At 44.4% G+C, this 22,635-nt stretch carries 24 protein-coding genes, 1 other RNA gene and 1 pseudogene; 8 read left to right on the forward strand and 18 right to left on the reverse strand.

Annotated features, from left to right (window positions below; all coding sequences use genetic code 11):
- Positions 1-6: 6 nt before the first annotated feature.
- The 5 genes from ACQCN2_RS06790 to adh all read right to left on the reverse strand — a co-directional run bounded on the left by ACQCN2_RS06790 (position 7) and on the right by adh (position 3,882).
- Complete coding sequence (locus ACQCN2_RS06790; RefSeq protein WP_426928131.1) at positions 7-591, reverse strand: O-methyltransferase; 585 nt, start codon at positions 589-591, stop codon at positions 7-9.
- Positions 592-741: 150 nt separating this feature from the next.
- On the reverse strand, positions 742-1,572 hold the full coding sequence (locus ACQCN2_RS06795) for a DUF4362 domain-containing protein (RefSeq protein ID WP_426928132.1): 831 nt from the start codon (positions 1,570-1,572) through the stop codon (positions 742-744).
- Positions 1,573-1,684: 112 nt separating this feature from the next.
- The gene (locus tag ACQCN2_RS06800) at positions 1,685-1,891 is read right to left on the reverse strand and encodes a hypothetical protein (RefSeq protein WP_426928133.1); all 207 of its coding nucleotides are present in this window, start codon (positions 1,889-1,891) and stop codon (positions 1,685-1,687) included.
- A 70-nt stretch (positions 1,892-1,961) separates the two neighbouring features.
- Positions 1,962-2,336: a DUF779 domain-containing protein gene (locus tag ACQCN2_RS06805; protein WP_426928134.1), complete on the reverse strand. Its 375-nt coding sequence runs from the start codon at positions 2,334-2,336 to the stop codon at positions 1,962-1,964.
- 25 nt (positions 2,337-2,361) lie between these two features.
- A complete protein-coding gene (gene adh / locus ACQCN2_RS06810; protein WP_426928135.1) occupies positions 2,362-3,882 on the reverse strand; it encodes an aldehyde dehydrogenase in 1,521 nt (506 codons plus the stop codon).
- Positions 3,883-3,991: 109 nt separating this feature from the next.
- Between adh and ACQCN2_RS06815 the strand changes: the two are divergent.
- The 3 genes and pseudogenes from ACQCN2_RS06815 to ACQCN2_RS06825 form a co-directional block, all read left to right on the forward strand.
- A pseudogene (locus tag ACQCN2_RS06815) lies at positions 3,992-4,111 on the forward strand (IS1595 family transposase); the annotation flags it as partial.
- Between the two features lie 206 nt (positions 4,112-4,317).
- Positions 4,318-4,926, forward strand: a complete 609-nt coding sequence (locus ACQCN2_RS06820) for a thioredoxin family protein (protein WP_426928136.1) — start codon at positions 4,318-4,320, stop codon at positions 4,924-4,926.
- 27 nt (positions 4,927-4,953) lie between these two features.
- The gene (locus ACQCN2_RS06825; protein ID WP_426928137.1) at positions 4,954-5,856 is read left to right on the forward strand and encodes a DMT family transporter; all 903 of its coding nucleotides are present in this window, start codon (positions 4,954-4,956) and stop codon (positions 5,854-5,856) included.
- A 5-nt stretch (positions 5,857-5,861) separates the two neighbouring features.
- On the opposite strand, the gene pdxR is transcribed toward ACQCN2_RS06825, so the two are convergent.
- A complete protein-coding gene (pdxR, locus tag ACQCN2_RS06830; protein ID WP_426928138.1) occupies positions 5,862-7,292 on the reverse strand; it encodes a MocR-like pyridoxine biosynthesis transcription factor PdxR in 1,431 nt (476 codons plus the stop codon).
- 770 nt (positions 7,293-8,062) lie between these two features.
- Here pdxR and ACQCN2_RS06835 point away from each other — a divergent pair.
- Complete coding sequence (locus tag ACQCN2_RS06835; RefSeq protein ID WP_426928139.1) at positions 8,063-8,536, forward strand: SRPBCC family protein; 474 nt, start codon at positions 8,063-8,065, stop codon at positions 8,534-8,536.
- 343 nt (positions 8,537-8,879) lie between these two features.
- Here ACQCN2_RS06835 and ACQCN2_RS06840 read toward each other — a convergent pair whose 3' ends face one another.
- Entirely contained in the window at positions 8,880-9,620 is a 741-nt protein-coding gene (locus ACQCN2_RS06840) for a metallophosphoesterase family protein (protein WP_426928140.1), read from the reverse strand.
- Positions 9,621-9,763: 143 nt separating this feature from the next.
- Between ACQCN2_RS06840 and ACQCN2_RS06845 the strand changes: the two genes are divergently transcribed.
- Both ACQCN2_RS06845 and ACQCN2_RS06850 read left to right on the forward strand, forming a co-directional pair.
- Positions 9,764-10,096 (forward strand): ASCH domain-containing protein, encoded by a 333-nt coding sequence (locus tag ACQCN2_RS06845; RefSeq protein WP_426928141.1) that lies wholly within the window; start codon positions 9,764-9,766, stop codon positions 10,094-10,096.
- A gap of 85 nt (positions 10,097-10,181) precedes the next feature.
- A complete protein-coding gene (locus ACQCN2_RS06850) occupies positions 10,182-10,613 on the forward strand; it encodes a DUF2269 family protein (RefSeq protein WP_426928142.1) in 432 nt (143 codons plus the stop codon).
- Here ACQCN2_RS06850 and ACQCN2_RS06855 read toward each other — a convergent pair.
- Positions 10,600-10,782 (reverse strand): hypothetical protein, encoded by a 183-nt coding sequence (locus ACQCN2_RS06855; RefSeq protein WP_426928143.1) that lies wholly within the window; start codon positions 10,780-10,782, stop codon positions 10,600-10,602. The two genes, ACQCN2_RS06850 and ACQCN2_RS06855, sit on opposite strands and share 14 nt — an antisense overlap.
- A gap of 260 nt (positions 10,783-11,042) precedes the next feature.
- Between ACQCN2_RS06855 and ACQCN2_RS06860 the strand changes: the two genes are divergently transcribed.
- The gene (locus ACQCN2_RS06860) at positions 11,043-11,351 is read left to right on the forward strand and encodes a magnetosome magnetite crystal formation protein family (protein WP_426928144.1); all 309 of its coding nucleotides are present in this window, start codon (positions 11,043-11,045) and stop codon (positions 11,349-11,351) included.
- Between the two features lie 87 nt (positions 11,352-11,438).
- Here ACQCN2_RS06860 and mnmA read toward each other — a convergent pair whose 3' ends face one another.
- From mnmA to ffs, 6 genes are all read right to left on the reverse strand, one after another.
- Positions 11,439-12,539 (reverse strand): tRNA 2-thiouridine(34) synthase MnmA, encoded by a 1,101-nt coding sequence (gene mnmA / locus ACQCN2_RS06865; RefSeq protein WP_426928192.1) that lies wholly within the window; start codon positions 12,537-12,539, stop codon positions 11,439-11,441.
- Positions 12,540-12,690: 151 nt separating this feature from the next.
- Positions 12,691-13,560, reverse strand: a complete 870-nt coding sequence (locus ACQCN2_RS06870) for a DegV family protein (RefSeq protein ID WP_426928145.1) — start codon at positions 13,558-13,560, stop codon at positions 12,691-12,693.
- A 69-nt stretch (positions 13,561-13,629) separates the two neighbouring features.
- The gene (locus ACQCN2_RS06875) at positions 13,630-15,246 is read right to left on the reverse strand and encodes an ABC-F family ATP-binding cassette domain-containing protein (protein ID WP_426928146.1); all 1,617 of its coding nucleotides are present in this window, start codon (positions 15,244-15,246) and stop codon (positions 13,630-13,632) included.
- A 202-nt stretch (positions 15,247-15,448) separates the two neighbouring features.
- Positions 15,449-17,365 carry an ABC-F family ATP-binding cassette domain-containing protein gene (locus tag ACQCN2_RS06880; protein ID WP_426928147.1) on the reverse strand — a complete coding sequence of 639 codons (1,917 nt, stop codon included), beginning with the start codon at positions 17,363-17,365 and terminating at the stop codon, positions 15,449-15,451.
- Between the two features lie 51 nt (positions 17,366-17,416).
- The gene (locus ACQCN2_RS06885) at positions 17,417-18,460 is read right to left on the reverse strand and encodes a DNA polymerase IV (RefSeq protein ID WP_426928148.1); all 1,044 of its coding nucleotides are present in this window, start codon (positions 18,458-18,460) and stop codon (positions 17,417-17,419) included.
- A 374-nt stretch (positions 18,461-18,834) separates the two neighbouring features.
- Positions 18,835-18,925: signal recognition particle sRNA small type (gene ffs, locus ACQCN2_RS06890), an RNA gene on the reverse strand.
- A 150-nt stretch (positions 18,926-19,075) separates the two neighbouring features.
- Between ffs and ACQCN2_RS06895 the strand changes: the two genes are divergently transcribed.
- Positions 19,076-19,783 carry a Crp/Fnr family transcriptional regulator gene (locus ACQCN2_RS06895; RefSeq protein WP_426928149.1) on the forward strand — a complete coding sequence of 236 codons (708 nt, stop codon included), beginning with the start codon at positions 19,076-19,078 and terminating at the stop codon, positions 19,781-19,783.
- Positions 19,784-19,813: 30 nt separating this feature from the next.
- Here the strand turns inward: ACQCN2_RS06895 and ACQCN2_RS06900 are convergent, their stop codons facing one another.
- The 4 genes from ACQCN2_RS06900 to ACQCN2_RS06915 all read right to left on the reverse strand — a co-directional run bounded on the left by ACQCN2_RS06900 (position 19,814) and on the right by ACQCN2_RS06915 (position 22,586).
- Complete coding sequence (locus ACQCN2_RS06900) at positions 19,814-20,389, reverse strand: thioredoxin family protein (RefSeq protein ID WP_426928150.1); 576 nt, start codon at positions 20,387-20,389, stop codon at positions 19,814-19,816.
- On the reverse strand, positions 20,386-20,541 hold the full coding sequence (locus ACQCN2_RS06905) for a YycC family protein (protein WP_426928151.1): 156 nt from the start codon (positions 20,539-20,541) through the stop codon (positions 20,386-20,388). The genes ACQCN2_RS06900 and ACQCN2_RS06905 overlap by 4 nt, the downstream gene beginning before the upstream one ends.
- A 26-nt stretch (positions 20,542-20,567) precedes the next feature.
- Positions 20,568-22,268, reverse strand: coding sequence for a sensor domain-containing protein (locus ACQCN2_RS06910; protein WP_426928152.1), 1,701 nt, complete (start codon positions 22,266-22,268; stop codon positions 20,568-20,570).
- 108 nt (positions 22,269-22,376) lie between these two features.
- On the reverse strand, positions 22,377-22,586 hold the full coding sequence (locus ACQCN2_RS06915; protein ID WP_426928193.1) for a hypothetical protein: 210 nt from the start codon (positions 22,584-22,586) through the stop codon (positions 22,377-22,379).
- Positions 22,587-22,635: the final 49 nt, after the last annotated feature.

The following is a 22,635-nucleotide window of genomic DNA, read 5'->3' on the forward strand; positions in this document are numbered from 1 at the left end:
AGAGGTCTAATGTTTATGTATCAGAAGTAAGCCTTGATCGAGTGGTAGCTCCAAGACATCGAACCCTTCCTCCTGCTTTACGTGCGCGAGAAAATCTCCAAACTCAGAAGCATGGGACAATAGGTTATCCGCGATGACGATCCCTCCTCGCTCAAGTACCCGCTTCAAATCGGCCCACCAGCCTAGATACTCGGTTCGTTCCGAATCCAGAAAGATCAAGGGATAGGATTCGCTAACTGCCTCCTGAAGGTATTCCCCTGCATCTCTTTGATGTAGGTTAATCCAATCGGCTAGTCCGCTTTTTTCGAAGTTCTCGGCGGCCATGTCAGCTTTGGACTGACTTAATTCGACCGTCTCGACCTTTGTTCCAATTGATCGGGCTGCTTCTGCCAACCAAATTGTCGAGTAACCGTTCGATGTACCAATTTCAAGCACTTTCTTTGGGCGTCTCCATTTGATAAGAAAAGCAAGGTATTCCCCTGTCTTGGGCACCACGTTTCTCATCCGATCTTCTCTATTGGACGTCTGACTATCAAATTCTATTCCGAACGTCTCCAGTTCACGCAACACTTGAGCTACTCTTGGATCCACCACAAGGCCCCCTTACGAAATAACTCCCCCATAACAGCGCAAACAAGGGAGTACATGATTCATACTAACGGTATTTTTTTCAGTATACGGAAATGTTCTGCAAATTGTAAAGTTTAGGAAATCACAGATCAAAACAAACGTCATGACACCTTAATCATATCCTCCTCTTGATTCCGGAAGTTTTTTAAATTGTTCCTTTTTTTCCACGATACGCCTGATTAACTGAACGATACGAGTTAAGTCCTGCGCATCCTTTGTTAATCCACAATTTTCTTCTGACCAGGTATACGTTTGAAATCGTCCGTTAAATTGTACACTTAGCTCATAGCTGTTAAAAGGAATTTGACGGCAGTAAGTATTGGAATTCAACTCTTTTTTTAAAAAAATATCTGCCTTTTTTATTTCGTTATATATTTCAATTAATTCATCGTTTTTAAATGTAAAATTGTGTATGGTGATAACCCCATCTTTAATTAAATCTTTCGTTAGGGAATCAGAGAATGTATTGATCTCATTCTTTGCTTCAACACCAAATTTTACTTTGAAATGAAAGTCTTTTGGTACAACAACGGATGGATCATTTGCTTGTTCCATTGGTAACCAAATTTCTGATCTTTCCCCTGTACAGCCTGTTAACATGTATTCTAATCCTACCGTTGAAGATCTTTTTTCGAGCTCCTTGCACACGAAAGTTTTCCTTCCTCTATTGCTTGGGCCGAACTTATCCTTGGAATCATCTAGGATGTACTCAAGACTTTTGCCAGTATACGTCACTTCATGTGTAATAGGGTCACCTTCCGTAGTATAATCCGTTTTTTTCAATTGAACAGGCATACCGGATTCTACCTTTTGAACAAAAGACTTATAGCTATCCACACTCTGAATGTCGCTATTCGGTTGCATAACTGTACCCTTCTCCTCAGTGTTACCACAACCCAAAAGAAAACAACACAAAATGAAAATTAAGCAGGCTTTTCCCATTTCCATTTCCCCCCAGATCAACCTCATTATTTGGACGATGAACGATATAAAAAGTTCCAACCGAAAAACACAAAAAAGAGCACCCACTAAGAGCGCTCTTGGCATTCCTTCCTTATTCAATCGTATTTTCGTGAAATTTGCTTAGAGGATCCGTTTCTCTTATTTCATTTGGCTCCCCAAAACTTACCGGTTTGGTTACTTCAACAACCGGAAAAGTACTTTCTGAGTTCGTTAGATCTTGAATCGGACTCATTTCATCCGGATTTCCCATATCGCGCATGGCAGTTGGGAATAGATTTTCGTTATTTTTTTCATCCATTTTGACTGCACCTCTGTTTAGCTGTTGTCTACATTCCTAGAAGTAGGTTGACCTTGGCAAGTCAATTTATTCACACCTGCCCACGCTCTTGTAATATCGCGTATTCTCGATCGCTAAACACACGGGATCGCGTAAGGAAACGGACGCCTTCCGGGCCTTCTACCGAAAACATGCCACCTCTGCCTGGGACCACATCAATGATGAGCTGTGTATGTTTCCAATACTCATACTGTGCTTTGCTCATATAGAATGGACACTGACCGATTGAACCTAGCAAGACATCATGCTCACCGACCAGAAATTCCCCTTCTGGATAGCACATGGGCGAGCTTCCATCACAGCAACCACCCGATTGATGGAACAAAAGAGGGCCATATTTTTCTTTCAGACGATCAATAAGCTGGAGTGCTTTCTGGGTGGCTAAAACCTTCTGAACCTCTGACATGAAGCCCCTCCCTCTTCTTTTTTACTTAAAAGAAACCAAGCGCATCCTCGCTGTAGCTGACTAAGAGGTTTTTGGTTTGTTGGTAGTGGGAAAGCATCATTTTGTGTGTTTCACGTCCAATGCCAGATACCTTGTATCCTCCGAACGCCGCATGCGCCGGATAGGCGTGATAACAGTTCGTCCAGACACGGCCAGCCTGAATTTCCCGACCGAATCGGTAGGCGGTATTCGTATCGCGAGTCCAAACACCCGCACCCAGTCCGTAAAGGGTATCATTGGCGAGTTCAAGTGCTTCCGCTTGATCTTTGAAGGTAGTGACGGAGACAACCGGACCAAAAATCTCTTCCTGGAAGACTCGCATGTTGTTCGTTCCCTTAAAGACCGTCGGCTTGATGTAATATCCACCAGCGAGATCGCCTTCAAGCTCGTTGCGTTCTCCTCCGATCAGACACTGCGCACCTTCCTGACGACCGATATCAAAATAGGAGAGGATTTTTTCAACCTGTTCTTGTGAAGCTTGGGCGCCAATCATGGTACTCATATCAAGCGGATTGCCTTGATTGATCTGGGCGACTCTAGCAATCGCGCGTTCCATGAATTGGTCATAAATCGATTCCTGAATTAAGGCGCGAGATGGGCACGTGCAGACTTCTCCTTGATTCAAAGCGAACATGACGAAGCCTTCCACCGCTTTATTAAAGAACGCATCATCTTGCTTACATACATCTTCCAAGAAGATATTCGGAGACTTGCCGCCTAGCTCCAAGGTAACCGGAATAATATTTTGCGAGGCGTATTGCATGATGAGTCGTCCAGTGGTTGTTTCGCCGGTGAACGCAATCTTGGCAATTCGGTTACTGGAGGCAAGTGGCTTTCCTGCTTCCAAACCGAAACCGTTTACAATATTCAGAACCCCAGCTGGCAAAAGGTCAGCGATCAGCTCTGTAAGTACCAGGATGGATACGGGAGTTTGTTCCGCTGGCTTCAATACTACGCAGTTGCCAGCAGCCAATGCGGGAGCTAGCTTCCATGTGGCCATGAGGATCGGGAAGTTCCACGGAATGATTTGGCCAACTACTCCAAGTGGTTCTTGGAAGTGATACGCAACGGTGTGCTCATCAATCTGACTAAGCGTACCTTCTTGCGCGCGGATACATCCGGCAAAATAACGGAAATGATCAATTGCAAGCGCAATATCCGCCGCCATGGTTTCACGTACCGGCTTTCCGTTCTCCCATGTTTCGGTAACCGCCAGTAATTCCTTATTCTCTTCCATCCGATCTGCAATTCGATTTAATATCAAGGAACGCTCCCCAACTGATGTGCGTCCCCAGTGATCCTTGGCAGCATGTGCTGCGTCCAAAGCGAGTTCGATATCATCAGCAGTCGACCGGGCCACTTCACAAAATACCTGCCCTGTCACTGGGGTCACGTTGTCGAAGTATTCACCTTTAACTGGCTGCGTCCACTTTCCACCAATAAAGTTGTCATAACGTTTCTTAAAGGTAATAAGTGATCCCGCTTGTCCCGGTTGAGCATAAATCATATAGATATGACCTCCCTTTGAACCTTAATGGTACAGCTAGTAGATCATATTATGAATAAATTAAAAAAAGACCTAACAGCACGAAATGACAACCTAGAATATTCTAACTAAGTCACTTATACTCGAACTCATTAACCATAGAAAACAAAGATATGTCAAAAAGGGCATTTACCATCTGAATATTGTAAATATCTATCATAAACGGTTAAAGAACTGGATAGACAGGTTCAGTAAGCCCCTTTAAAAATTAGATAACTGGCAACAAGTGCCGCTTTCAATAAATTGACAGGCTACCATATCGCCTTGGACTACTGTTCCTCTTCAATCCACGCCCTTCTGTCCTCTTTAAAATAAACAAAACTGACCATTTATGTATGGTCAGTTTTGTTTTATATTCACCTTATTCAAACTACTATGAAAAGGATGAGTGACAAAATGGAACAACGATTAAACCTAAAACACAAAATCGGTCAAGGTATACCTACTGGGCAGTTTATGGCTGGCGTGCAAACTCGAGTGATGGAGCTCAGTAATATCCCGGATACTAAAGAGTTATTAATCAAAAATTATGAAAATTTTACATGGACACATGAAAATGACCGGCGCTTCTTCGATGCCTTAAGTAAACGCTCCGGCCTACACTGTATGATTCTGTGTACGGATTGGTGCCCAGACGTCATTTGGAATGTACCCGTTCTGTTTCGAGTAATGGAGCAAAGCGGCATTCCGACGGAAGTCTTGCTAATGGAGGAGCATTTGGACACGATGGATCTCTTTCTAACAGACGGAGGCCGAGCGCAGCCGATTGCGGTTTTCTTAACAACATCCGGGGATGTTCTAGGCAGATGGGGCGCGCGTCCTGCCTATATCCAAGCCGTGATGGACCGGTTCAAGAGCAATCATCCGGATAAACAACATCCCGACTACGAGAAGAACATCAAACAAGTATATCGGGAGATCGGTGAACGCTATCATGCCGGCAAAGAATATCAGAACGTCATGGTTCAAGAACTAAGAGAACTGTTTACTGCTTTTGAATTATAGAGTTGCTCTCAGAAAGTAGGAATGGATATGTCCCGCTCGCTTTTTCTTGTTTTATTATTGCTCAGTCTCATTTGGGCTGGTTCATATTCGTTCATCAAAGTGCTGGTTCAGGATTTTGGCCCATGGACCATCGTATTTTTGCGATCCGCTCTTGGGTTGGTCGTCATCACGACGGTAATGATTGTGATGAAGAAGCCGTTTCAGTTCAAGAATATGCCCTGGATTTCAGTGGGCATTATGGCGTTAATTAATACATGCATACCATGGGCAATCATTGGTTTCTGCGAAATGCGATTAGATAGCAGCATGGCATCCATATTAAATGCAACAACCCCGCTCTGGTCGCTTATATTAGGAGTTACTTTTTGGGGGGCGGTTACCCATCGATTGCAATGGATTGGAATGGTCACTGCTATCATTGGCTTAGTTGTTCTGCTTAGCCGTAACCTCACTTCGATGGATTCTTTCGATAGCTTGGGATTTATTGGAATGATTGCGGCATCATTCTTCTATGGACTAGGATCTCAATTGTCAAAACGTCTCCTAAATACCCTTTCCACCTACCAAGTCACTTTCGGCACATTGTTCTTCTCCATGTTAGGCAGCGGCAGCATCGCTTTCTCGATGGAGACCATCCCATACTCACAGCTTATCGTGCCGTTAAATATGTCTGTACTTGTTGGCTTAGGCATCTTCGGCTCCGGGTTTGCCTACATGCTCTTCTATTGGATCGTTCAAAAAGGAGGCCCCACAATCGCAACGATGGTCACCTATCTTTTGCCAGTATTCTCATTTGTTTGGGGTTACACATTGTTAGGCGAAAAATTACACTGGAGCATGATTGTCGGACTTGTCCTCATTCTTACTGGCGTATTCCTCGCTGGCAGAAAAAAAGGCATAAAACCAGTCGAAAAAGCTACCGCTGCTTGATAATATTAATCCTCGAACCATGCCTTTTGTAATAAACGAATTCCGTTCTCCATATCTGCCAAGCTTAATCCTGCAAATCCTAGGTATACTTTAGGATATTCCGTTGAATGCCGTTCACGATGCATCCACATTTTTTGAAAATCATAAACTTTCACTCCCGCTCTAGCCGCCGAAGTCACCAATTCTTCCGGCGTTTTGAGCTTTTTTACGGCTAACTGAATGTGAAGCCCGGCGTTTTGTCCCGTGATCTCGACATGATAGCCAAGATGTGCCTGAATCAGTTCGATTAAATGTTGATGCTGTTTTCGGTACAAGTTGCGTACTCTGCGTATATGCCGATACCAATGACCTTGCTCGATAAAAGACTGCATCGCCCACTGCTCCAAACGCGAAGGTGCAAAAACCACCTCGTGCGGCATCGTTGACAATTGTGCGAGCAGCTTAGGCGGAAGCACCATATAATTCATGCGCAAAGCGGGCGTCAGGGATTTCGAGAACGTACCGATATAGATCACTCTTCCATGCGTATCCAACCCTTGCAGTGAAGGGACCGGTTTTCCAAGATATCGAAATTCTCCGTCATAGTCGTCTTCGACAATGTACGCATTTCTCGCGATTGCCCACTCAAGTAGGCGTTCACGTTCGGGATATGGCATAATACTCCCTGTCGGGAATTGGTGCGATGGGGTTACGTAAACCAACTGCGCCTCGCTCGCTTCTAAATCCGTCAATGAAATCCCTTTATCATCTAACGGGATCGGAAGTATCTTACATCCATTAAGCAAGAATTGATCCCGAACCCGATTATATCCCGGTTCCTCGATAGCAACCAGGTGAACATCCCTTAGCAATTTAGCTATGATTCCAATACTATAGGCAATTCCTGACCCGATGACGATTTGTTCCGCCTGGCAGTTCACTCCTCTTGATGTTCGGAGATAGTCGGCCACTGCGAGACGCAACTCATATTCTCCTTGGTCATCTCCGTATTTTCCAATCATACCCAAATGATTCTCGAGCGCTTCCTTTAGCGTTTTACTCCATATTCGTGCGGGAAATATATGCTGAGAGAGTGCTGTGGGATCGAAATCAATTAATTCAGTATGCAGAACGGGGGGCGATTTGGGCATACTTGAGGCGATTTTACCTTGGGAATCATTGTTTTTTGCATGAAGAACCGCAGTTAATTGCTTATGTGAATTCTCTACGTACAGTCCGGAACGGGGTATGCTAACCACATATCCTTCTGCAGTTAGCATTTGATAGGCCGTTTCTATTGGTGTTTTGCTAATATTGAGCTGTAATTGCAATGAACGGACAGATGGCAGCCGCATGCCGTTAGCGATACTTCCGCTTCTAATTTGATCACGGATCTGCATATAAAGTTGTTGGTATAAAGGCCGAGCATCTTGATTCGGAAGAATAATATCGAACATGGCCGCCCAATCTCCTCTTTCTTTATAGTAAATTCAGATCATTCAGTTTTATCATTATCTAATCACGCGTCTGACATGAGAAAGGGCACATAAGGAGTGCCCCATTAATTCTTTCGCTAGATCGACGAAGTTGTCCTCTTCTCCTTCATAATTTCGACAGTGTCATCCAAAGCAGAGTAAACTTCTTCAACTTCTGCTAAACCGAGAGGCAGTGCCCCGTCCCGATGCATGAATATGGTGCTAAGTAAATATTCGTATTTAAGAAGAAAGTTCATGGTAGCTGCGCTATCTGTAACGGCAAGTCTAAGACCCTATTACGAAATTATTGCCTAGTTGACTCTAGAAAAACTTGCCGTTATTTGTGATACGGTTCAGCTTAACGGGACTATAGGCGAAAAATCCGACTTGATGTACCGCGCATTGAACGGTGAACATGTTGATATCAATCCCGAATTGATTAAAGTGCCGCTTTCAATAATTTGAATGCTATCATATCGCCTTGGACTACTGTTCCTCTTCAATCCACGCTCTTCTGTCCTCTTTAAAATAAACAAAACTGACCTTTTATATATGGTCAATTTTGATTTATATTCACCTTATTCAAACTATTATGAAAAGGATGAGTGACAAAATGGAACAACGATTAAACCTAAAACACAAAATAGGTCAAGGTATATCTACTGGACAGTTTATGGCTGGCATGCCAACTTTTGCAAGTACTGGATTTATACTCGGTGTGTAGCAACAATTAACGAGGGGAGATAACTTACATGAATCAAAGCTATAGCATTTGTTTTATGGTAGACCAAAGCCCTGAGGAAGTCTTCACCGCCATTAATAACGTCCGCGGATGGTGGTCAGAGGAAATTGAGGGCACTACCGACGAACTCGGTGAATTTAAGCACCACTACCAAGATATTCACCGCTGCACCATCCAAATCACTGAGCTTGTTCCAGGTAAAAAGGTTGTTTGGCACATTAAAGAGAACTACTTTAACTTCGTAAACGACAAGAGCGAGTGGAAGGATACCGACATTGTCTTTGAAATCGCCAAGAAGGACGGCAAAACAGAAGTTCGATTTACGCACGTAGGCCTCGTTCCCGCGTATGAGTGCTATGCCGTCTGTACGGACTCCTGGGGCATCTACATAAGCGGCAGCCTTCGCGACTTGATCACCAAGGGTAAAGGCCAGCCCAACCAAAGCGAGCAAATTGCAAACAAACACGGTATAGAAAACGCATAGTTTCCCTATCAGCACAAAATCACCCCACATTGGGGTGATTGTTTTCTTTTACACAATAGATACGGTTCGCGTTCCCAAAGGCACGCGCAATAGCGCTGTAGATACCACCTCCGGCTCCTTAGATCACCGCAACTTTGTTGTTCAACTTCATGCTTGGTTTCATCCCTAGTTTTCTCCCATCAACGTACTCTTGTGACTCCTGCGAGTTTCACGAAATGAATACACAATATAACAAATAAAGCCCCGAACACATTAGATAGAATCAATATGTTCGAGGCTTTATTGTTTTTGGTTTTTCTTAAATTAGGTCTTGATAAACTATGATCCAGATTCTATTTGGTAATTACTTCTTGGGAATAAAGGGACTTCGGGCATGTCGAATCACTTCGCACATGACGTCTTTGTTGGGATAATCGGATTCCTGATACTGTTGAATCACCCGTCCTGTATCATAGGGAACACGCTCAATCGTTACGCGATACCGATCCCCCTCCGCTTCCACAATGACATAAGATGAACAGGCTAGTCCATCAAAGGGAAGGCCGACACTGCCGGTATTCACCAAACACTTGCCGTTTACATAGCGTATGTAAGGCAAATGAATATGGGCATATACGTAAATGGTCGAAGGAGTTGTCATCATTTTCGCTTCTAACTGGTCATTGGTTTGATCAGGCAACACAATCTCAAACAAACTTTCTGGCGTCGCGTGACACGTGTACAAATCAAGCGTATCGGTTAAAGAAAGCTGAAGTTCTGTCGGAAGCCCTTGTAAATAACGAAGATCCTCATCCTCTAAATGGGACACGATCCACTCCCGTTCCTGATTCATGAGTTCAAGAACATGGTCGCCCACTTCTCCTGATCTCACGCCTCTAACCGTCCATTCGTCCGCATTTCCTTTAATCACCTGAGCGTTCAACGCACGAACTAACTCGATGGAGCGTTTGGGTTCTGGCCCACGGTAAGCGATATCTCCAAGGACGATGATTTGATCCACCTCTTTGGTAGCAATGTCGGCAAGCACGGCATCAAGGGCAACGGCATTCCCATGAATATCTGATAATAACGCGATTCTTGTCATATTCACACACCTTCCATACGACATGAAGTGTAATTAGAGCGTTCCTTTATTGGTGATCTCCTCTCTATTATATTATAATGGGAGAGTATTCACGAATGTTATGGCGTGTCATGTCGTAATTTCGTATCTAAAGGAGGACCCGAATGTCTGAGCAATTACCACCAAAAACCTGTACGATTGACCGATTGGTTACTGTTGCTGAAGATGTAGAGCGTGTTTTAAACGGTCAAAAAACCGCTACTCGCCGCAATGGCCGTTATGCTGATCCAGGGGAAACTTGGGAGCTTGAAGGCAAACTGTTTGAAGTACATAAAGTGTATCAACAATCCTTAGGCGAACTGACCGACGAGGATGCCAAAGCAGAAGGATTCGCTGATCTGGAAAGCTACAAAAACAGTATTCTTTCCATGCATCCAGGCATGCCGTGGTTACCACAAATGCGCGTATGGGTGCATGAATTCCGTCCTTTATCCTAATGAAAAGTACCGAAAAACAGTGTAGCTTCCCTAGGTAAGCTACACTGTTTTCCTGTTCGTTTCCTATTCTTGGAGGTTAATTGTCATGTATCATTTTATCCTTTACCTGCATATCGTGAGCGTCGTTGTGGCAATTGGGCCTGTCATCATTTACTTACCGTTAATTCGCCGCATGAACAAACTAGACGATAATCAAATGGTGGTTTTTGTCGAGACTTTTCGTTCGATTGTCTGGGGAATCAAACAAGCTGGACATGTACTCTTCATAACTGGTCTTATCCTGATCTGGCTTGGGGGTTGGTCCGTCAAAAGCTTTTGGCTCCTCTCCACACTCATAATCGTTTTGGGAGCCCTGTTCTTCCTTGCTCGTGCGTTTACCCCTCTTTTAAAAAAACTGGAAACATCCACGGAGCATCGAGAAGAGAACCTGCGCGAGTTGAGTCGTACGTCTTGGATTTATACGCTCATCATGCTCGTTATCCTCTTGTTCATGGTGTTTAAGCCTACTCTATGGTAGACTCATCATCCTCCATGTTCTCCATATCACTCAGTTTGGTCATCATCAATGTAAAGCTGATATAGAAAATATCGGCTATAATCGTATTAAATGTATGAACCCACATGGAGTTTAGCGCGTAAGCAGACGCGATCCCTAACCCAATAACAAACAAACTGATTTGAAACATCCTCACTCACCACCTAGATAGAGTAAATGACAATTCCCTGTTCCTTCACTCTACCTATTTTTACCAAAAAATTCACGAAAATTTCACATCTAAATCCTGTTTATTTTTCGATTTCATCTGACAATAAATCATCCTTAAGTCGGAGAGGGTGTCCTTCCTTCGCACGTTTCCATATAACCGACCCCTTATTGTATAATAAAGGCAGGCAGGAAAGGCCACCCTTTCACGAACGAAAAAAACGGAAGAGATGAGTGATTTACATGGATTCTAAAGGAATTAAGGTTGTGACGCACGCGAGTACTTTTTTTGCCCCGATAATCGTACCCCTTCTGGTTTGGCTCTTGATCAAGGATCAGGAAGTGAAGAACCTGGCAATGGAAGCACTTATTTTTCATATTCTCATGGGTATTAGCATCTGGGTTTTCACCCTATTGAGCTTTATCTTAATCGGGATTCCCTTCCTCATTGTGGCGGGTATCGTTGCGATTTACTATCCCATCAAAGGCATTTTCTACGCGCTTCGGGACCGTCGTTTCCACTATCCGTTTATCGGCTCCTTTGTCCGATAGGATTCGTCAGGAAAAACATATAACCCCCTAGAGTGTCCATTCTCTAGGGGGTTGCTTTGTGTAGCGACAAGGTCGGTCGTCACATTTTTATTTATTTTTGCGGACGATATCAATCGTTCCTCCACCCAAGCAAACCTCTCCTTCATAAAATACAACGGCTTGTCCGGGAGTTACCGCCTTCTGTTCCTGATCAAAAATCACTTCGACTCGGTCCCCATCCAATGGTCGAACCGTAACGCCTTGATCCGGTTGACGGTACCGGAACTTCGCTGTGCAATGAAATTCTTCCATTGGTTTGTGATGGCTGATCCAGTTGACTCCTGTCGCAATCAGGCTAGTGGAGAACAGACGCGGGTGAGTAGATCCTTGCGCGACGATTAACGCATTGCGCTCTAACTCTTTATCGACAACGAACCAAGGCTCTCCTCCGCCGATTCCTCCGCCAATTCCAAGCCCTTGGCGTTGACCTAGTGTATAGTACATCAATCCTTCGTGTTCTCCTATCACCATTCCATCCACTGTCTCGATGTTTCCTGGACGAGCCGGTAAATAGGTGCGCAAGAATTCACGGAAGTTGCGTTCCCCAATGAAACAGATTCCTGTACTGTCCTTCTTCTTGGCTGTAGCAAGTCCCGCTTGTTCCGCAATTTCACGAACTCGTTGTTTCGGAAGATGGCCAATCGGGAACATCGTTTTGGATAGTTGTTCTTGACCGAGGGCGTTCAGGAAGTAGGTTTGGTCTTTATTCTGATCAACACCCCGCATCAGCTTGAATTCGCCATCTATGTTCTCCACACGGGCATAGTGTCCTGTCGCTACGTAATCTGCTCCCAAACTCATCACTTTCGACAGAAACTCCCCGAACTTGATTTCACGGTTACACATGACGTCCGGGTTGGGTGTGCGACCATTTTTATATTCATCAAGGAAGTACTGGAACACTTTTTCCATGTATTCCTTCTCAAAGTTAACGGTATAGTATGGGATCCCGATTTGCTCACAGACTCGGCGTACATCCTGGAAGTCTTCCTCTGCTGTACAGAAACCGTTCTCGTCTGTATCATCCCAGTTTTTCATGAAGATGCCGATTACATCATAGCCTTGTTGTTTCAGCAAATAAGCCGTTACAGAGGAATCGACACCGCCAGACATGCCGACGACTACACGTGTATCTTCAGGTTTTTTCATCATTACGATCCTCATTTCTATCTATCTAGGTTGACATGATTAGTCAATGTGTAGGTTTTGTTATCCTTATAGCTTACCATGTTTCGTTTAAATTTCAATGTTCGTCAAACGTCATCTCCATAGGTAAGAGAAAAACCACCGCGTGGGTGGTTTACTCAAGCACAAATGGCTTATCGGTCTTATACCAGGTCAGTCCAATTACTCCTTCTCCCGTGTGAACACCGATCAACGGGCCAAGATAGGAGATGTGGATATGATATTGCGGAAAGCGTTCCTGAAGCTCACTCTTCCATTCATTCGCTTCTTCGTCATTAGCGATGTGAATAATGGATAGCTGAACCGAATCATTAGGACCTACTTCCTGTTCAAAGAGCTCGACAATCCGCTTTTTGGCTTTTTTCGACTTGCGAACTTTTTCAATTTGAACAATTTGTTTATCAACGAACCCTACGATTGGCTTAATTTGCAGCATACTGCCAAGAAAATATTGTGTTCCGCTGACACGTCCGCCTCGATGCAGCAATTCCAAATTCTCTACAACGACATTGCAGCGGATATGAGGGGGAATCGTGCGAAGGTACTGAGCGATCTCATCGCGTGACTTCCCTTCCTGCTCCAGCTTGATTCCTTCCGCAAACATACACGCCATAGGAAAAGATCCCATCCACGAATCAATGACCTCCACGTCAAAACCAGTCATCTCCGCGGCCATCTTGGAGGTTTGGAAGGTTCCACTGATTCCGCTTGAGACATGGATGGCGATCCCGCAGTCGTATTCTTCCTTGAGCTTTTCGTAAAGAGCAACGAAATCTCCGATGGCTGGCTGCGACGTTTTTGGAAAAACATCACTTGCATGAAGCTTTTCAAAAAACTCAGGTACAGTTATTTCTACTTCTTCTTTATAGCACTGATCATTGAAAATGACATACAAGGGAACCACATGGATGTTGTTGCGCTCCAGAAATTCCTTGTCCATATAGATTGTACTGTCTGTAATCCAAGCTATTTTCTTCTGTTTCACGTGAACACCCCTATGATTCCGTTGCCATCATGCTGGATTAATCGCTAAGTGCCTTAAGTTGACCTTAGATTATTCCGCGTACATTGACTGACGAAGCGCTTTGATGTCGTCATTTTCTAGGTATTCGTCGAAGTTCATGCTGCGGTCGATCAAACCTTTTGGCGTAATCTCAATGATGCGGTTCGCGATTGTTTGCACGAATTGGTGGTCATGGGAGACAAACATCATGGTTCCGTCAAAATCAATCAGACCATTATTCAATGCCGTAATGGATTCCAAATCCAAGTGGTTGGTTGGTTCGTCAAACAGGAGAAAATTGGCGCCGGTTTGCATCATGCGCGCAAGCATACAACGAACTTTTTCTCCCCCGGAAAGTACGTTTGCTTTTTTCAATGACTCTTCGCCAGAGAAAAGCATACGTCCGAGAAAACCACGAATATACGTCTCATCCTGATCTTTGGAGAATTGACGCAGCCAATCGACAAGTGTCAAATCTACATTGAAGTAATCGGAGTTTTCTTTTGGGAAATAAGCTTGGGAAGTCGTAACACCAAAACTGAATTCCCCTTCGTCCGGTGCAATTTCACCCATTAGAATTTGGAACAAGGTTGTTTTCGCCAGTCCGTTTGGTCCAACCAAGGCGATTTTGTCTCCTTTGTTCACGGTCAGGTGAAGACGATCCAATACTTTTTCTCCGTCAATGGTTTTGGACAGGTTTTCAATGAGCAAAATATTTTTCCCAGCTTCACGCTCAGGCTTGAAGTTGATAAACGGATATTTTCGGGAAGATGGTTTAATATCGTCCAACGTGATTTTATCCAGCATCTTCTTACGAGAAGTCGCTTGCTTCGCTTTACTTGCGTTGGAGCTAAAGCGCGCGATAAATTTCTCCAATTCTTTGATCTTCTCTTCCTTCTTCTTGTTCTGGTCTCTCATCAACTGCAAAGCAAGCTGACTGGATTCATACCAGAAGTCATAGTTACCCACATAGATCTGGATTTTACCAAAGTCGATGTCCGCGATATGCGTACAAACTTTATTCAGGAAGTGACGGTCATGGGATACCACAATAACGGTTTTCTCATAATTCAACAAGAAATTCTCCAACCACTGAATCGATTCCAGATCCAAGTGGTTCGTCGGCTCATCAAGCAGCAGGTTGTCAGGGTTGCCAAACAACGCTTGAGCAAGCAACACGCGAATTTTTTGGTTGCCGTCCAACTCTTTCATTGTCTTGTCATGCAAGTCTCTCGGAATACCAAGACCAATCAGAAGTTCACCCGCATCCGGCTCCGCTTGCCAGCCATTGAGCTCTTCGAATTCGCCTTCCAAATTAGCCGCTTTAATGCCGTCTTCTTCGGAGAAGTCTTCTTTCATGTACAAGGCATTCTTTTCTTCCATGATCTCATAGAGACGAGCATGACCCATAATAACGGTCTTCAACACTTCGAATTCATCAAACTCAAAGTGGTTCTGTTTCAACACAGCCAGTCGTTCGCCTGAGCTGATAATAACATCACCGCTGTTGGCATCGAGTTCGCCGGACAAGATTTTTAGGAAAGTAGATTTCCCCGCTCCATTGGCACCAATCAGACCGTAGCAGTTTCCGGGTGTGAACTTGATATTCACATCTTCAAATAAAACGCGTTTTCCGTAGCGCAACGTAATACCATTTGTACTAATCATTCGGGCGTTAATCCTTTCTTTATACAAACAGATTTATAGAAACTAAAAGATATAACCAATTTTGATAAAACAATCAGATGTTTCGATCCCCCGACGTTTCAGTACCCCGATGAGAGAGGGACGAGAGGGAACGTTATTCACAAACACCATCAAACGTAGATTATAGCATAAATCGTGTTTGACTGATAGGGTCAATAGGAAATTAGTTGCCTTGATTGATCTCTTCGACCAGCTCAGAAAGCTCAGCCCAGCGTTCAACCAACTTCTCCAGCTCAGCGCTGATCTGTTGTTCTTCTTCAAACAGCTTCTGAGCCTTCTCGAAGTCGCTTCCCGCTTTGGCGATTTGGTCTTTGATGGACACCAGCTTCTCTTCCGTTGCTGCGATTTTTCCTTCAATTTCATCCCAGTCTTTTTGATCCTTGTAGGAAAGCTTCCGGGTACGGTTGCGTCCGCGTTCACTGGCTGGGTTTTCTTCCGCACGCTCTGTTCGCACAGCCTTCTCTTGTGCTTTCGACCGCTCGGCATCCTCGAGTCGTTTCTGTTCGAGATACTCGGAGTAGTTGCCGGTGAAACGGCGGATTTTGCCTTCCCCTTCAAAAGCGAACAGGTGATCAACCGTGCGATCTAGGAAATAACGATCATGGGATACGGTAATGACAGCGCCCGGGAACTGCTCCAGGTAATCCTCCAAGACAGATAGTGTCTGGATATCGAGGTCGTTGGTCGGCTCATCCAGCATCAGGACATTCGGTTCACCCATCAAGGTGCGCAAGAGGTAAAGTCTGCGTCGCTCCCCACCGGAAAGCTTGGCAATCGGCGTCCATTGTTGGTGCGGAGGGAACAAGAATCGCTCCAACATTTGCGAAGCAGTGATTACTTGACCATCTACGGTTCGAATTACTTCCGCAACTTCCTTGATATACTCAATGACGCGAAGCTGTTCATTCATTTCCACATTTTCCTGCGTGTAATAAGCGAGCTTTACTGTCTCACCGACCTCGATGGTTCCAGTGTCAGGCCCGACTCGCCCCGCGATCATTTGCAGCAGGGTTGTTTTTCCACTGCCATTCGGGCCGATAATCCCTACTCGATCACCTGGAACCACGATATAGGTGAAGTCATTGATCAAGTTACGCTCCCCGAAGCGCTTACTGACTTCTTCCAGCTCAATGACTTTCTTGCCCAGTCGTGAAGAGCCAATCGCCATATCCATCTTCTGCGCAGGTCCATCCACCTCACGTGACATCAAGTCTTCAGCCCGTTGAATACGTGCTTTTTGTTTGGTAGTTCGCGCCTTCGCTCCTCGGCGCAGCCACGCCAGCTCACGTCGCAGCAGGTTCTGGCGCTTGCTTTCAGAGGCGGCTGCCTGTTCCTCGCGATCCGCCTTTTTCTCTAAAAAGACGCTGTAATTGCCTTCGTAGCTATACAGCTTGCCATTGTCAAGCTCAATGATGCGATTCGTCACGCGATCAAGAAAATAGCGGTCGTGTGTAACAAGAAGCAGGCTGCCTTTGTAACGGGACAGATACTCTTCCAACCATTCTACGGTTTCATTATCAATATGGTTCGTCGGCTCGTCGAGGATTAACAGGTCTGCAGGTTGGATTAAAGCCCTCGCCATCGCTACCCGTTTGCGCTGTCCCCCCGACAATTGGCCCACAGCTTGCTCAAAGTTGGTAATTCCTAATCGAGTAAGAATCGATTTGGCAAGCGTCTCGGCATCCCACGCATTCTGGTTATCCATCTGTTGCTGAGCTTGAATCAATTGACGCTGCTTCTGTTCACTTGTCGGATCCTTCTCTATTTCCATTAATGCTCGTTCATATGCTCGAATGGCACGCATCAAAGGTGTATCCCCATAAAAAACTTGTTCCAGAACGGTTGAGTCAGGTTCAAATTCGGGCGTCTGCGGCAGAAATTCAATCTTATAATGATTCGCGTGAATGATCTTGCCGTGATCTGCTGTCTCTTTACCCGCGATGATTTGCAGCAGAGTAGACTTCCCTGAACCATTTACCCCAATGACACCGACGCGTTGGCCTTGAGCAATCGCAAAATGAAGGTCATCGAATAAGACTTTCTCACCAAAACTTTTGCTTAAACCTTCTACAGTCAACATGATATTCTTCAACCCCTACTTAAGACTCACTCAGGTCGTTATTCTACCTGTTTAAAAAAACCGCAATTGTTCATATTGCTGAACACCTTCTGGCACAAAATTGGAGAAACCAACTCCCACCAGTCGGATTCCATTTGAATAATCAAAGCTATCGATCAACTCTTCCAATCGACTCAACCACTCTGAGGGAGTATCGACCCGGCATTGCTTTGTTCGCTGCTTAAAGTCACTGTATTTTATCTTAAGCGTCATCGTTTGAGGATGCAATCCTTCCTTGCGAACATCCTCTGAAACTTCCTCCAACAATTCTCGCGCGACCTTGGCGATTGATTCTCTTTCTGTGATATCAAAAGGAAGCGTGGTTTCTCGACTCGTTGATTTCATTGGGCGATTCATCGTAATCGTCCGATCATCTTCTCCTCGGGCCACCTGATACAACCTTTTTCCATGTTTCCCGAACAAACGCACAACCTCTTCTTCCGTCAGCTTCCAGAAGTCTTCAACGGTGTGAATTCCCTTGCGTTCCAATAATTCTTGCGACTTTTTTCCAATACCATGAATGACTCCAATCGATAGTGGACGAAGTATCTCCAACGACTGATGGGGCCGAATCACGACAAATGCGTCCGGCTTTTTCAGATCGCTGGCAATCTTGGCAAGCGACATGTTGTTCGCGATTCCTATACTGCAGGTTAGCCCGGTTTCTTGCTTGATCCGTTGTTTAATGACACGCGCAACCGGAATCACATCCTCATAATCGGACATATCTAAGTAAGCCTCATCCAATCCAAGTGGTTGATAAAGATCCGTATATTGGGTATAGATCGCCTTGATTTCTGCTGATTTCTCTTCATATCGCCAATACCGTACGGGAAGATAAATTCCTGTCGGACATTTTTTCTTTGCGAGAGCAATGGGCATAGCCGAACGCACGCCAAATTTGCGAGCTTCATAACTGCAGGTAGCCACAACTCCTCGGTTGCCCGTCCCACCCACAATAACTGGCTTGCCTTGATATTTCGGCTGATCGAACTGTTCCACACTTGCAAAAAAGGCATCAATATCTAAGTGCAAGTATTTCTTTACTGGGGCCACCCCCGAACGTACATTCTCTATCCTTCTATTATCTTATTCTAATAGGATAAAAGCAACCAGGGATAAGAAAAGACTTCGTTTCTCTATGCTCTGTTTAAGCTCGTAGTAGCATATACTGTCCGCTCCGTTCACTACGGAAGGGAGTCGACAAGAAAATCACTTCGTTTCTCAGTCTGATGTAAAGAATGCCGACTCTTTTCCTTCCTTCGTTCTCTGCACTTGGTTTTCGCTTAAAATGAGCTCGAGCGGACGAAGCCTTTTCTTGAGCGGGCTTACGCGAATGGAAGAACTATATCCGCTTTACCGTTGTAAAGCAGATATAGTTTTTTATAAGAAAAAAGCCCTCTCTACATCCGTAGAAAGGGCTTGAAGTTCTATGTAAGTGGGGCACACAGGAAAGTCCGCTTATGGCTGCTTCCTTCCGGACCTGACCAGTTTCGCAGTTTCCCTGTTGCCTTATTTGTAGTATACACAATTTAGGCGTAAAAAACAAGAGTAAAATTATCCAGAGAGTTCGTCCCTTGTGATGTTTGTCACAGCCTGTTACACTGAAGCTAGACAATTATACCATTTTATAAAATTGTTGCAACCGGAAACCGCTGCCGAGGTGATCGAATGACAAATCATATAGGAACATTCACCGATGAAATCTCTCCGCAATTTATTGAAGAGATGAAATCAATCGGAACGAAACGAAATATGCACGAATCTCAACTTCTCTTCCTGGATGGGGAACAGGCGGAGAATATTTTTTTCATCCATTCTGGAGCAGTCCAACTCATCAAAGCGACAGCCAATGGAAAAGAACTAACGCTTGGAGTATGTGGTGCAGGGGAATTGATTGGTGTCACTGGTCTATTTCATAATGACATCTTGTATGATGCAACGGCAAGCACCATCGCTCCAAGTGAGATCTCCATTATTCCCCGACTCCAGTTGGAAAAGCTACTGACGCAAAACGGAGACTTCTGCATTGAATTCATGCGTTGGATGGCTACCGTACATCGACGGACACGCTCCAAATTCCGAGATCTGCTGCTGAACGGCAAGACAGGCGCACTTTATTCAACCCTGATTCGGATGTGTAACACGTATGGAAAAGAAACGCCAACAGGAATTCTAATTGATCTCCCGTTAACCAATCGAGAACTTGCCCAATATATCGGACTTACCCGTGAATCCGTCAATCGGATGTTAGCTGATCTGAAGAAACTCGATGTAATCGAGTTGAAACCCAATGGTTGCATTGAAGTAAAAGATCTGCACTATTTGAAAGATGCGATTTTTTGTGACGATTGCCCACCGGATATCTGCAGAATTTAAGAGTCATCCAAAAGCCTAGAGAATCGGTTTCTAGGCTTTTGGTATAGATTGGAACAGTTCTTTTAATTCCTGGACAATCACTTGCTGATACTGTGTACCTTCACCGTATTGGTTGATCATTTCTTGATAGGCAACTTTCAAGTTATCTTGATAATCGGCGGCATCGCGATCGGGATTATTTTGTTTAAATCGGATCATCACCTGTTGAACATGCGCAGGACGAGGGCCCCATTTCCCTAAAAAGTTACCCTCTTGGTCGGTGATAATCATGATCGGAATCGCTCGTCCCCCCATCGTTAGAAATTGTTCCATCAAATCGAGATGTTCTTCCATAACCATGATTTCAGTAGGTAGATTCATCGCCTCTGTAACGCCAAGTAACACGGGTACATTGCGGACAACATCGCCACACCATTCAGCAGCTAGAATCAGACAACGCCAATTTGTCTCTTCCCCTATGGATTGAAAAAACTGACGGTCATCTGCCTGTTCAAATTGAAATTGTTGATACCAATTGACAAAGGATTCCTGATTCTTACTCATCCCGTCCATAAATTGTTGTCCAGTGATTCCTTTGCCCAACTTGTCGGCGAGAAGTTGTTTCATTCTTTCTCCTCCTTTTTTTCCTCTTGATTGACGGCTTCCATCATTTTTTTCATCAGAATGTGCTGCGGCATATGCATAATCTGTTCAATTGGAACATTTAGCTTCTCAGATAGCATTTTGGCTGTTTCAAGTGAAATTGGATTCGGTCTCATCGTTGTTTTCCTCCTCTACTAGTAGTTTATGAATAATCCGCCAGATATACCCCCATCGCTTCTGCCGAGATTGGCTTCGAAAACAAATAGCCTTGCATCTTGGTGCATCCCAGCTCTCGCAATAGGTTCATCTGTTCTTCGGTCTCTACACCTTCAGCGATTATCTGCCTTTTCAAACTGCGAGCCATAACGATAATCGCTTTGACAATTGTCGCGTCCTCGTGGTTAGCCACGATGTCTTTGATAAACGATCGGTCAATTTTTAAAGAGTCAATCGGAAATTTTTTCAGATAACTAAGCGAAGAATAGCCTGTCCCAAAATCATCAATCGACACCTTGATTCCCATTTCTTTTAGATCTTGCAGCTTATTTATCGCTGCATCCACCTGTTGCATGGCCATACTTTCCGTTATCTCCAGGGTAAGATATTTCGAGTCGAGTCCCGTTTCTTGCAGGATGCCGGCAATTCGTTGAACGACATTCTGCTGTTGAAAATGAAATGGTGATAAATTGACCGCAATTGGAATGTGGGACAACCCTTGTTCTTGCCAGCGTTTATTTTGCGTACAAGCTGTCTTTAGCACCCATTCGCCAATCGGGACGATGAGTCCAGTCTCCTCGGCAATTGGAATAAAATCACCAGGCATAATCATTCCCAGCGTTGGCTGAGCCCAGCGTATGAGCACCTCCATGCAGGTGATCTCTCCCGTCAGCGTATGATAAACCGGTTGATAATGAAGCTCAAACTCATCCTGTTTGATGGCCTTCCGCAGTAAATGTTCTAATTTCAAGCGCGGGAATAGTTTAAGCTCTTGCTTACTCTCATAAAAATAATAATTGTTTTTCCCATTCGCTTTGGCCGCGTACATGGCCTGATCGGCATTTTTCATTAAGGAATCCGCATTTGTGCTGTCATCTTCCAACACCGCGATCCCTATGCTTGACGTTACGAAGAATTCATACGAGTTAATATTTACCGGACTTTCGATGACTTGAAGGATTTGTTGTGCCATATTGCTTAGATCCTCCAGTGATTGAAAGTCTTTTACCAGTACAACAAATTCATCTCCGCCAAGCCGGGCAACCAGATGATCAGACAGCAGTTCGTTTAATCGGTTGCCTACCATTTGCAACAATTGATCCCCTTTATTGTGACCCAGGGTGTCATTTACGATTTTAAATCGATCCAAATCCAGGAACAAGATCGCAAGCGGCTTTCCTAGACGTTTCGCATCCTCAATCGATTGTGTCATCTCTTCCTGAAACCGCCTTCGATTCGGAAGCCCGGTTAAATCGTCATGATAGGCCAAAAAAGTCAACCGTTCCTCATAACGCTTTTGCTCTGTAATATCTCTCGTAATGGAAATCACATGGGTGCAGACGCCTTGTTCATTAAAAATTGGCGTAAGAACCGATTCGCCCGATAAGCTCCCATCAGGTAGTTCAACATAATCTTCATAAAAAATGGGCTCTTTCGCAAGGACAGCCTGTCTATATTTGTTCGTCAAAAATTCAGCCATTTCTGTTTCGTAAACATCTTCAATTAATTTGCCATACGCGTTCTCCGTCAGCCCAGAAAAGTCTAGACCTGCCTGATTAACCAAACAATAGCGAAAACGGGAACCCTCTTCTACGGTCATAAGAAAGACGATATCGGAAATCCCCTCACAAAATGTGAAAAGATCTCTAGCGCTGATTCCATAAAAGTTTTGTGGTTTCTTATTCATTGCTGGAGGTCCCCTTTTTCATCCGTTCCTTACTAAAGGTAACTTGTAAGCCTAAGAAAGTCTAGTTTAGAAATAGGAAAGCACAGATATCATCTATCTGCGCTTTTCTTATTTGCCTATTTTATTACCCGTTTTCCCCAATGTTAAAACACACGGTACCCCATATCCAATTGCTCCTGGTTCAGACATTTTCTCCAAGTAACGGAGGCCTCTCTGACATTGACGACAGCGATCACATACATCTGATGTGACAAGTTTCATTTGTGGCTGTTGCCGTTCAGGAACTGCTTTTTGCTTCTTCTTCACCTTTTTTGCCACGCTGCACTCCCCCTTGCGTCCTTATTGACACCATATCTTATGAAGGAGG

Origin of the sequence: Brevibacillus ginsengisoli (genome assembly GCF_050113715.1) — a bacterium.
Classification (GTDB): Bacteria; Bacillota; Bacilli; order Brevibacillales; family Brevibacillaceae; genus Brevibacillus_H; species Brevibacillus_H ginsengisoli.

Bases quoted from the DNA above. Each gene is read 5' to 3' on its own strand.
- ACQCN2_RS06795 (WP_426928132.1), bottom strand. From the start codon at position 1,572: ATGGGAAAAGCCTGCTTAATTTTCATTTTGTGTTGTTTTCTTTTGGGT.
- ACQCN2_RS06800 (WP_426928133.1), bottom strand. From the start codon at position 1,891: ATGGATGAAAAAAATAACGAAAATCTATTCCCAACTGCCATGCGCGAT.
- ACQCN2_RS06805 (WP_426928134.1), bottom strand. From the start codon at position 2,336: ATGTCAGAGGTTCAGAAGGTTTTAGCCACCCAGAAAGCACTCCAGCTT.
- adh (WP_426928135.1), bottom strand. From the start codon at position 3,882: ATGATTTATGCTCAACCGGGACAAGCGGGATCACTTATTACCTTTAAG.
- ACQCN2_RS06820 (WP_426928136.1), top strand. From the start codon at position 4,318: ATGGAACAACGATTAAACCTAAAACACAAAATCGGTCAAGGTATACCT.
- ACQCN2_RS06825 (WP_426928137.1), top strand. From the start codon at position 4,954: ATGTCCCGCTCGCTTTTTCTTGTTTTATTATTGCTCAGTCTCATTTGG.
- pdxR (WP_426928138.1), bottom strand. From the start codon at position 7,292: ATGTTCGATATTATTCTTCCGAATCAAGATGCTCGGCCTTTATACCAA.
- ACQCN2_RS06835 (WP_426928139.1), top strand. From the start codon at position 8,063: ATGAATCAAAGCTATAGCATTTGTTTTATGGTAGACCAAAGCCCTGAG.
- ACQCN2_RS06840 (WP_426928140.1), bottom strand. From the start codon at position 9,620: ATGACAAGAATCGCGTTATTATCAGATATTCATGGGAATGCCGTTGCC.
- ACQCN2_RS06845 (WP_426928141.1), top strand. From the start codon at position 9,764: ATGTCTGAGCAATTACCACCAAAAACCTGTACGATTGACCGATTGGTT.
- ACQCN2_RS06850 (WP_426928142.1), top strand. From the start codon at position 10,182: ATGTATCATTTTATCCTTTACCTGCATATCGTGAGCGTCGTTGTGGCA.
- ACQCN2_RS06855 (WP_426928143.1), bottom strand. From the start codon at position 10,782: ATGTTTCAAATCAGTTTGTTTGTTATTGGGTTAGGGATCGCGTCTGCT.
- ACQCN2_RS06860 (WP_426928144.1), top strand. From the start codon at position 11,043: ATGGATTCTAAAGGAATTAAGGTTGTGACGCACGCGAGTACTTTTTTT.
- mnmA (WP_426928192.1), bottom strand. From the start codon at position 12,539: ATGAAAAAACCTGAAGATACACGTGTAGTCGTCGGCATGTCTGGCGGT.
- ACQCN2_RS06875 (WP_426928146.1), bottom strand. From the start codon at position 15,246: ATGATTAGTACAAATGGTATTACGTTGCGCTACGGAAAACGCGTTTTA.
- ACQCN2_RS06880 (WP_426928147.1), bottom strand. From the start codon at position 17,365: ATGTTGACTGTAGAAGGTTTAAGCAAAAGTTTTGGTGAGAAAGTCTTA.
- ACQCN2_RS06895 (WP_426928149.1), top strand. From the start codon at position 19,076: ATGACAAATCATATAGGAACATTCACCGATGAAATCTCTCCGCAATTT.
- ACQCN2_RS06900 (WP_426928150.1), bottom strand. From the start codon at position 20,389: ATGAAACAACTTCTCGCCGACAAGTTGGGCAAAGGAATCACTGGACAA.
- ACQCN2_RS06905 (WP_426928151.1), bottom strand. From the start codon at position 20,541: ATGAGACCGAATCCAATTTCACTTGAAACAGCCAAAATGCTATCTGAG.
- ACQCN2_RS06910 (WP_426928152.1), bottom strand. From the start codon at position 22,268: ATGAATAAGAAACCACAAAACTTTTATGGAATCAGCGCTAGAGATCTT.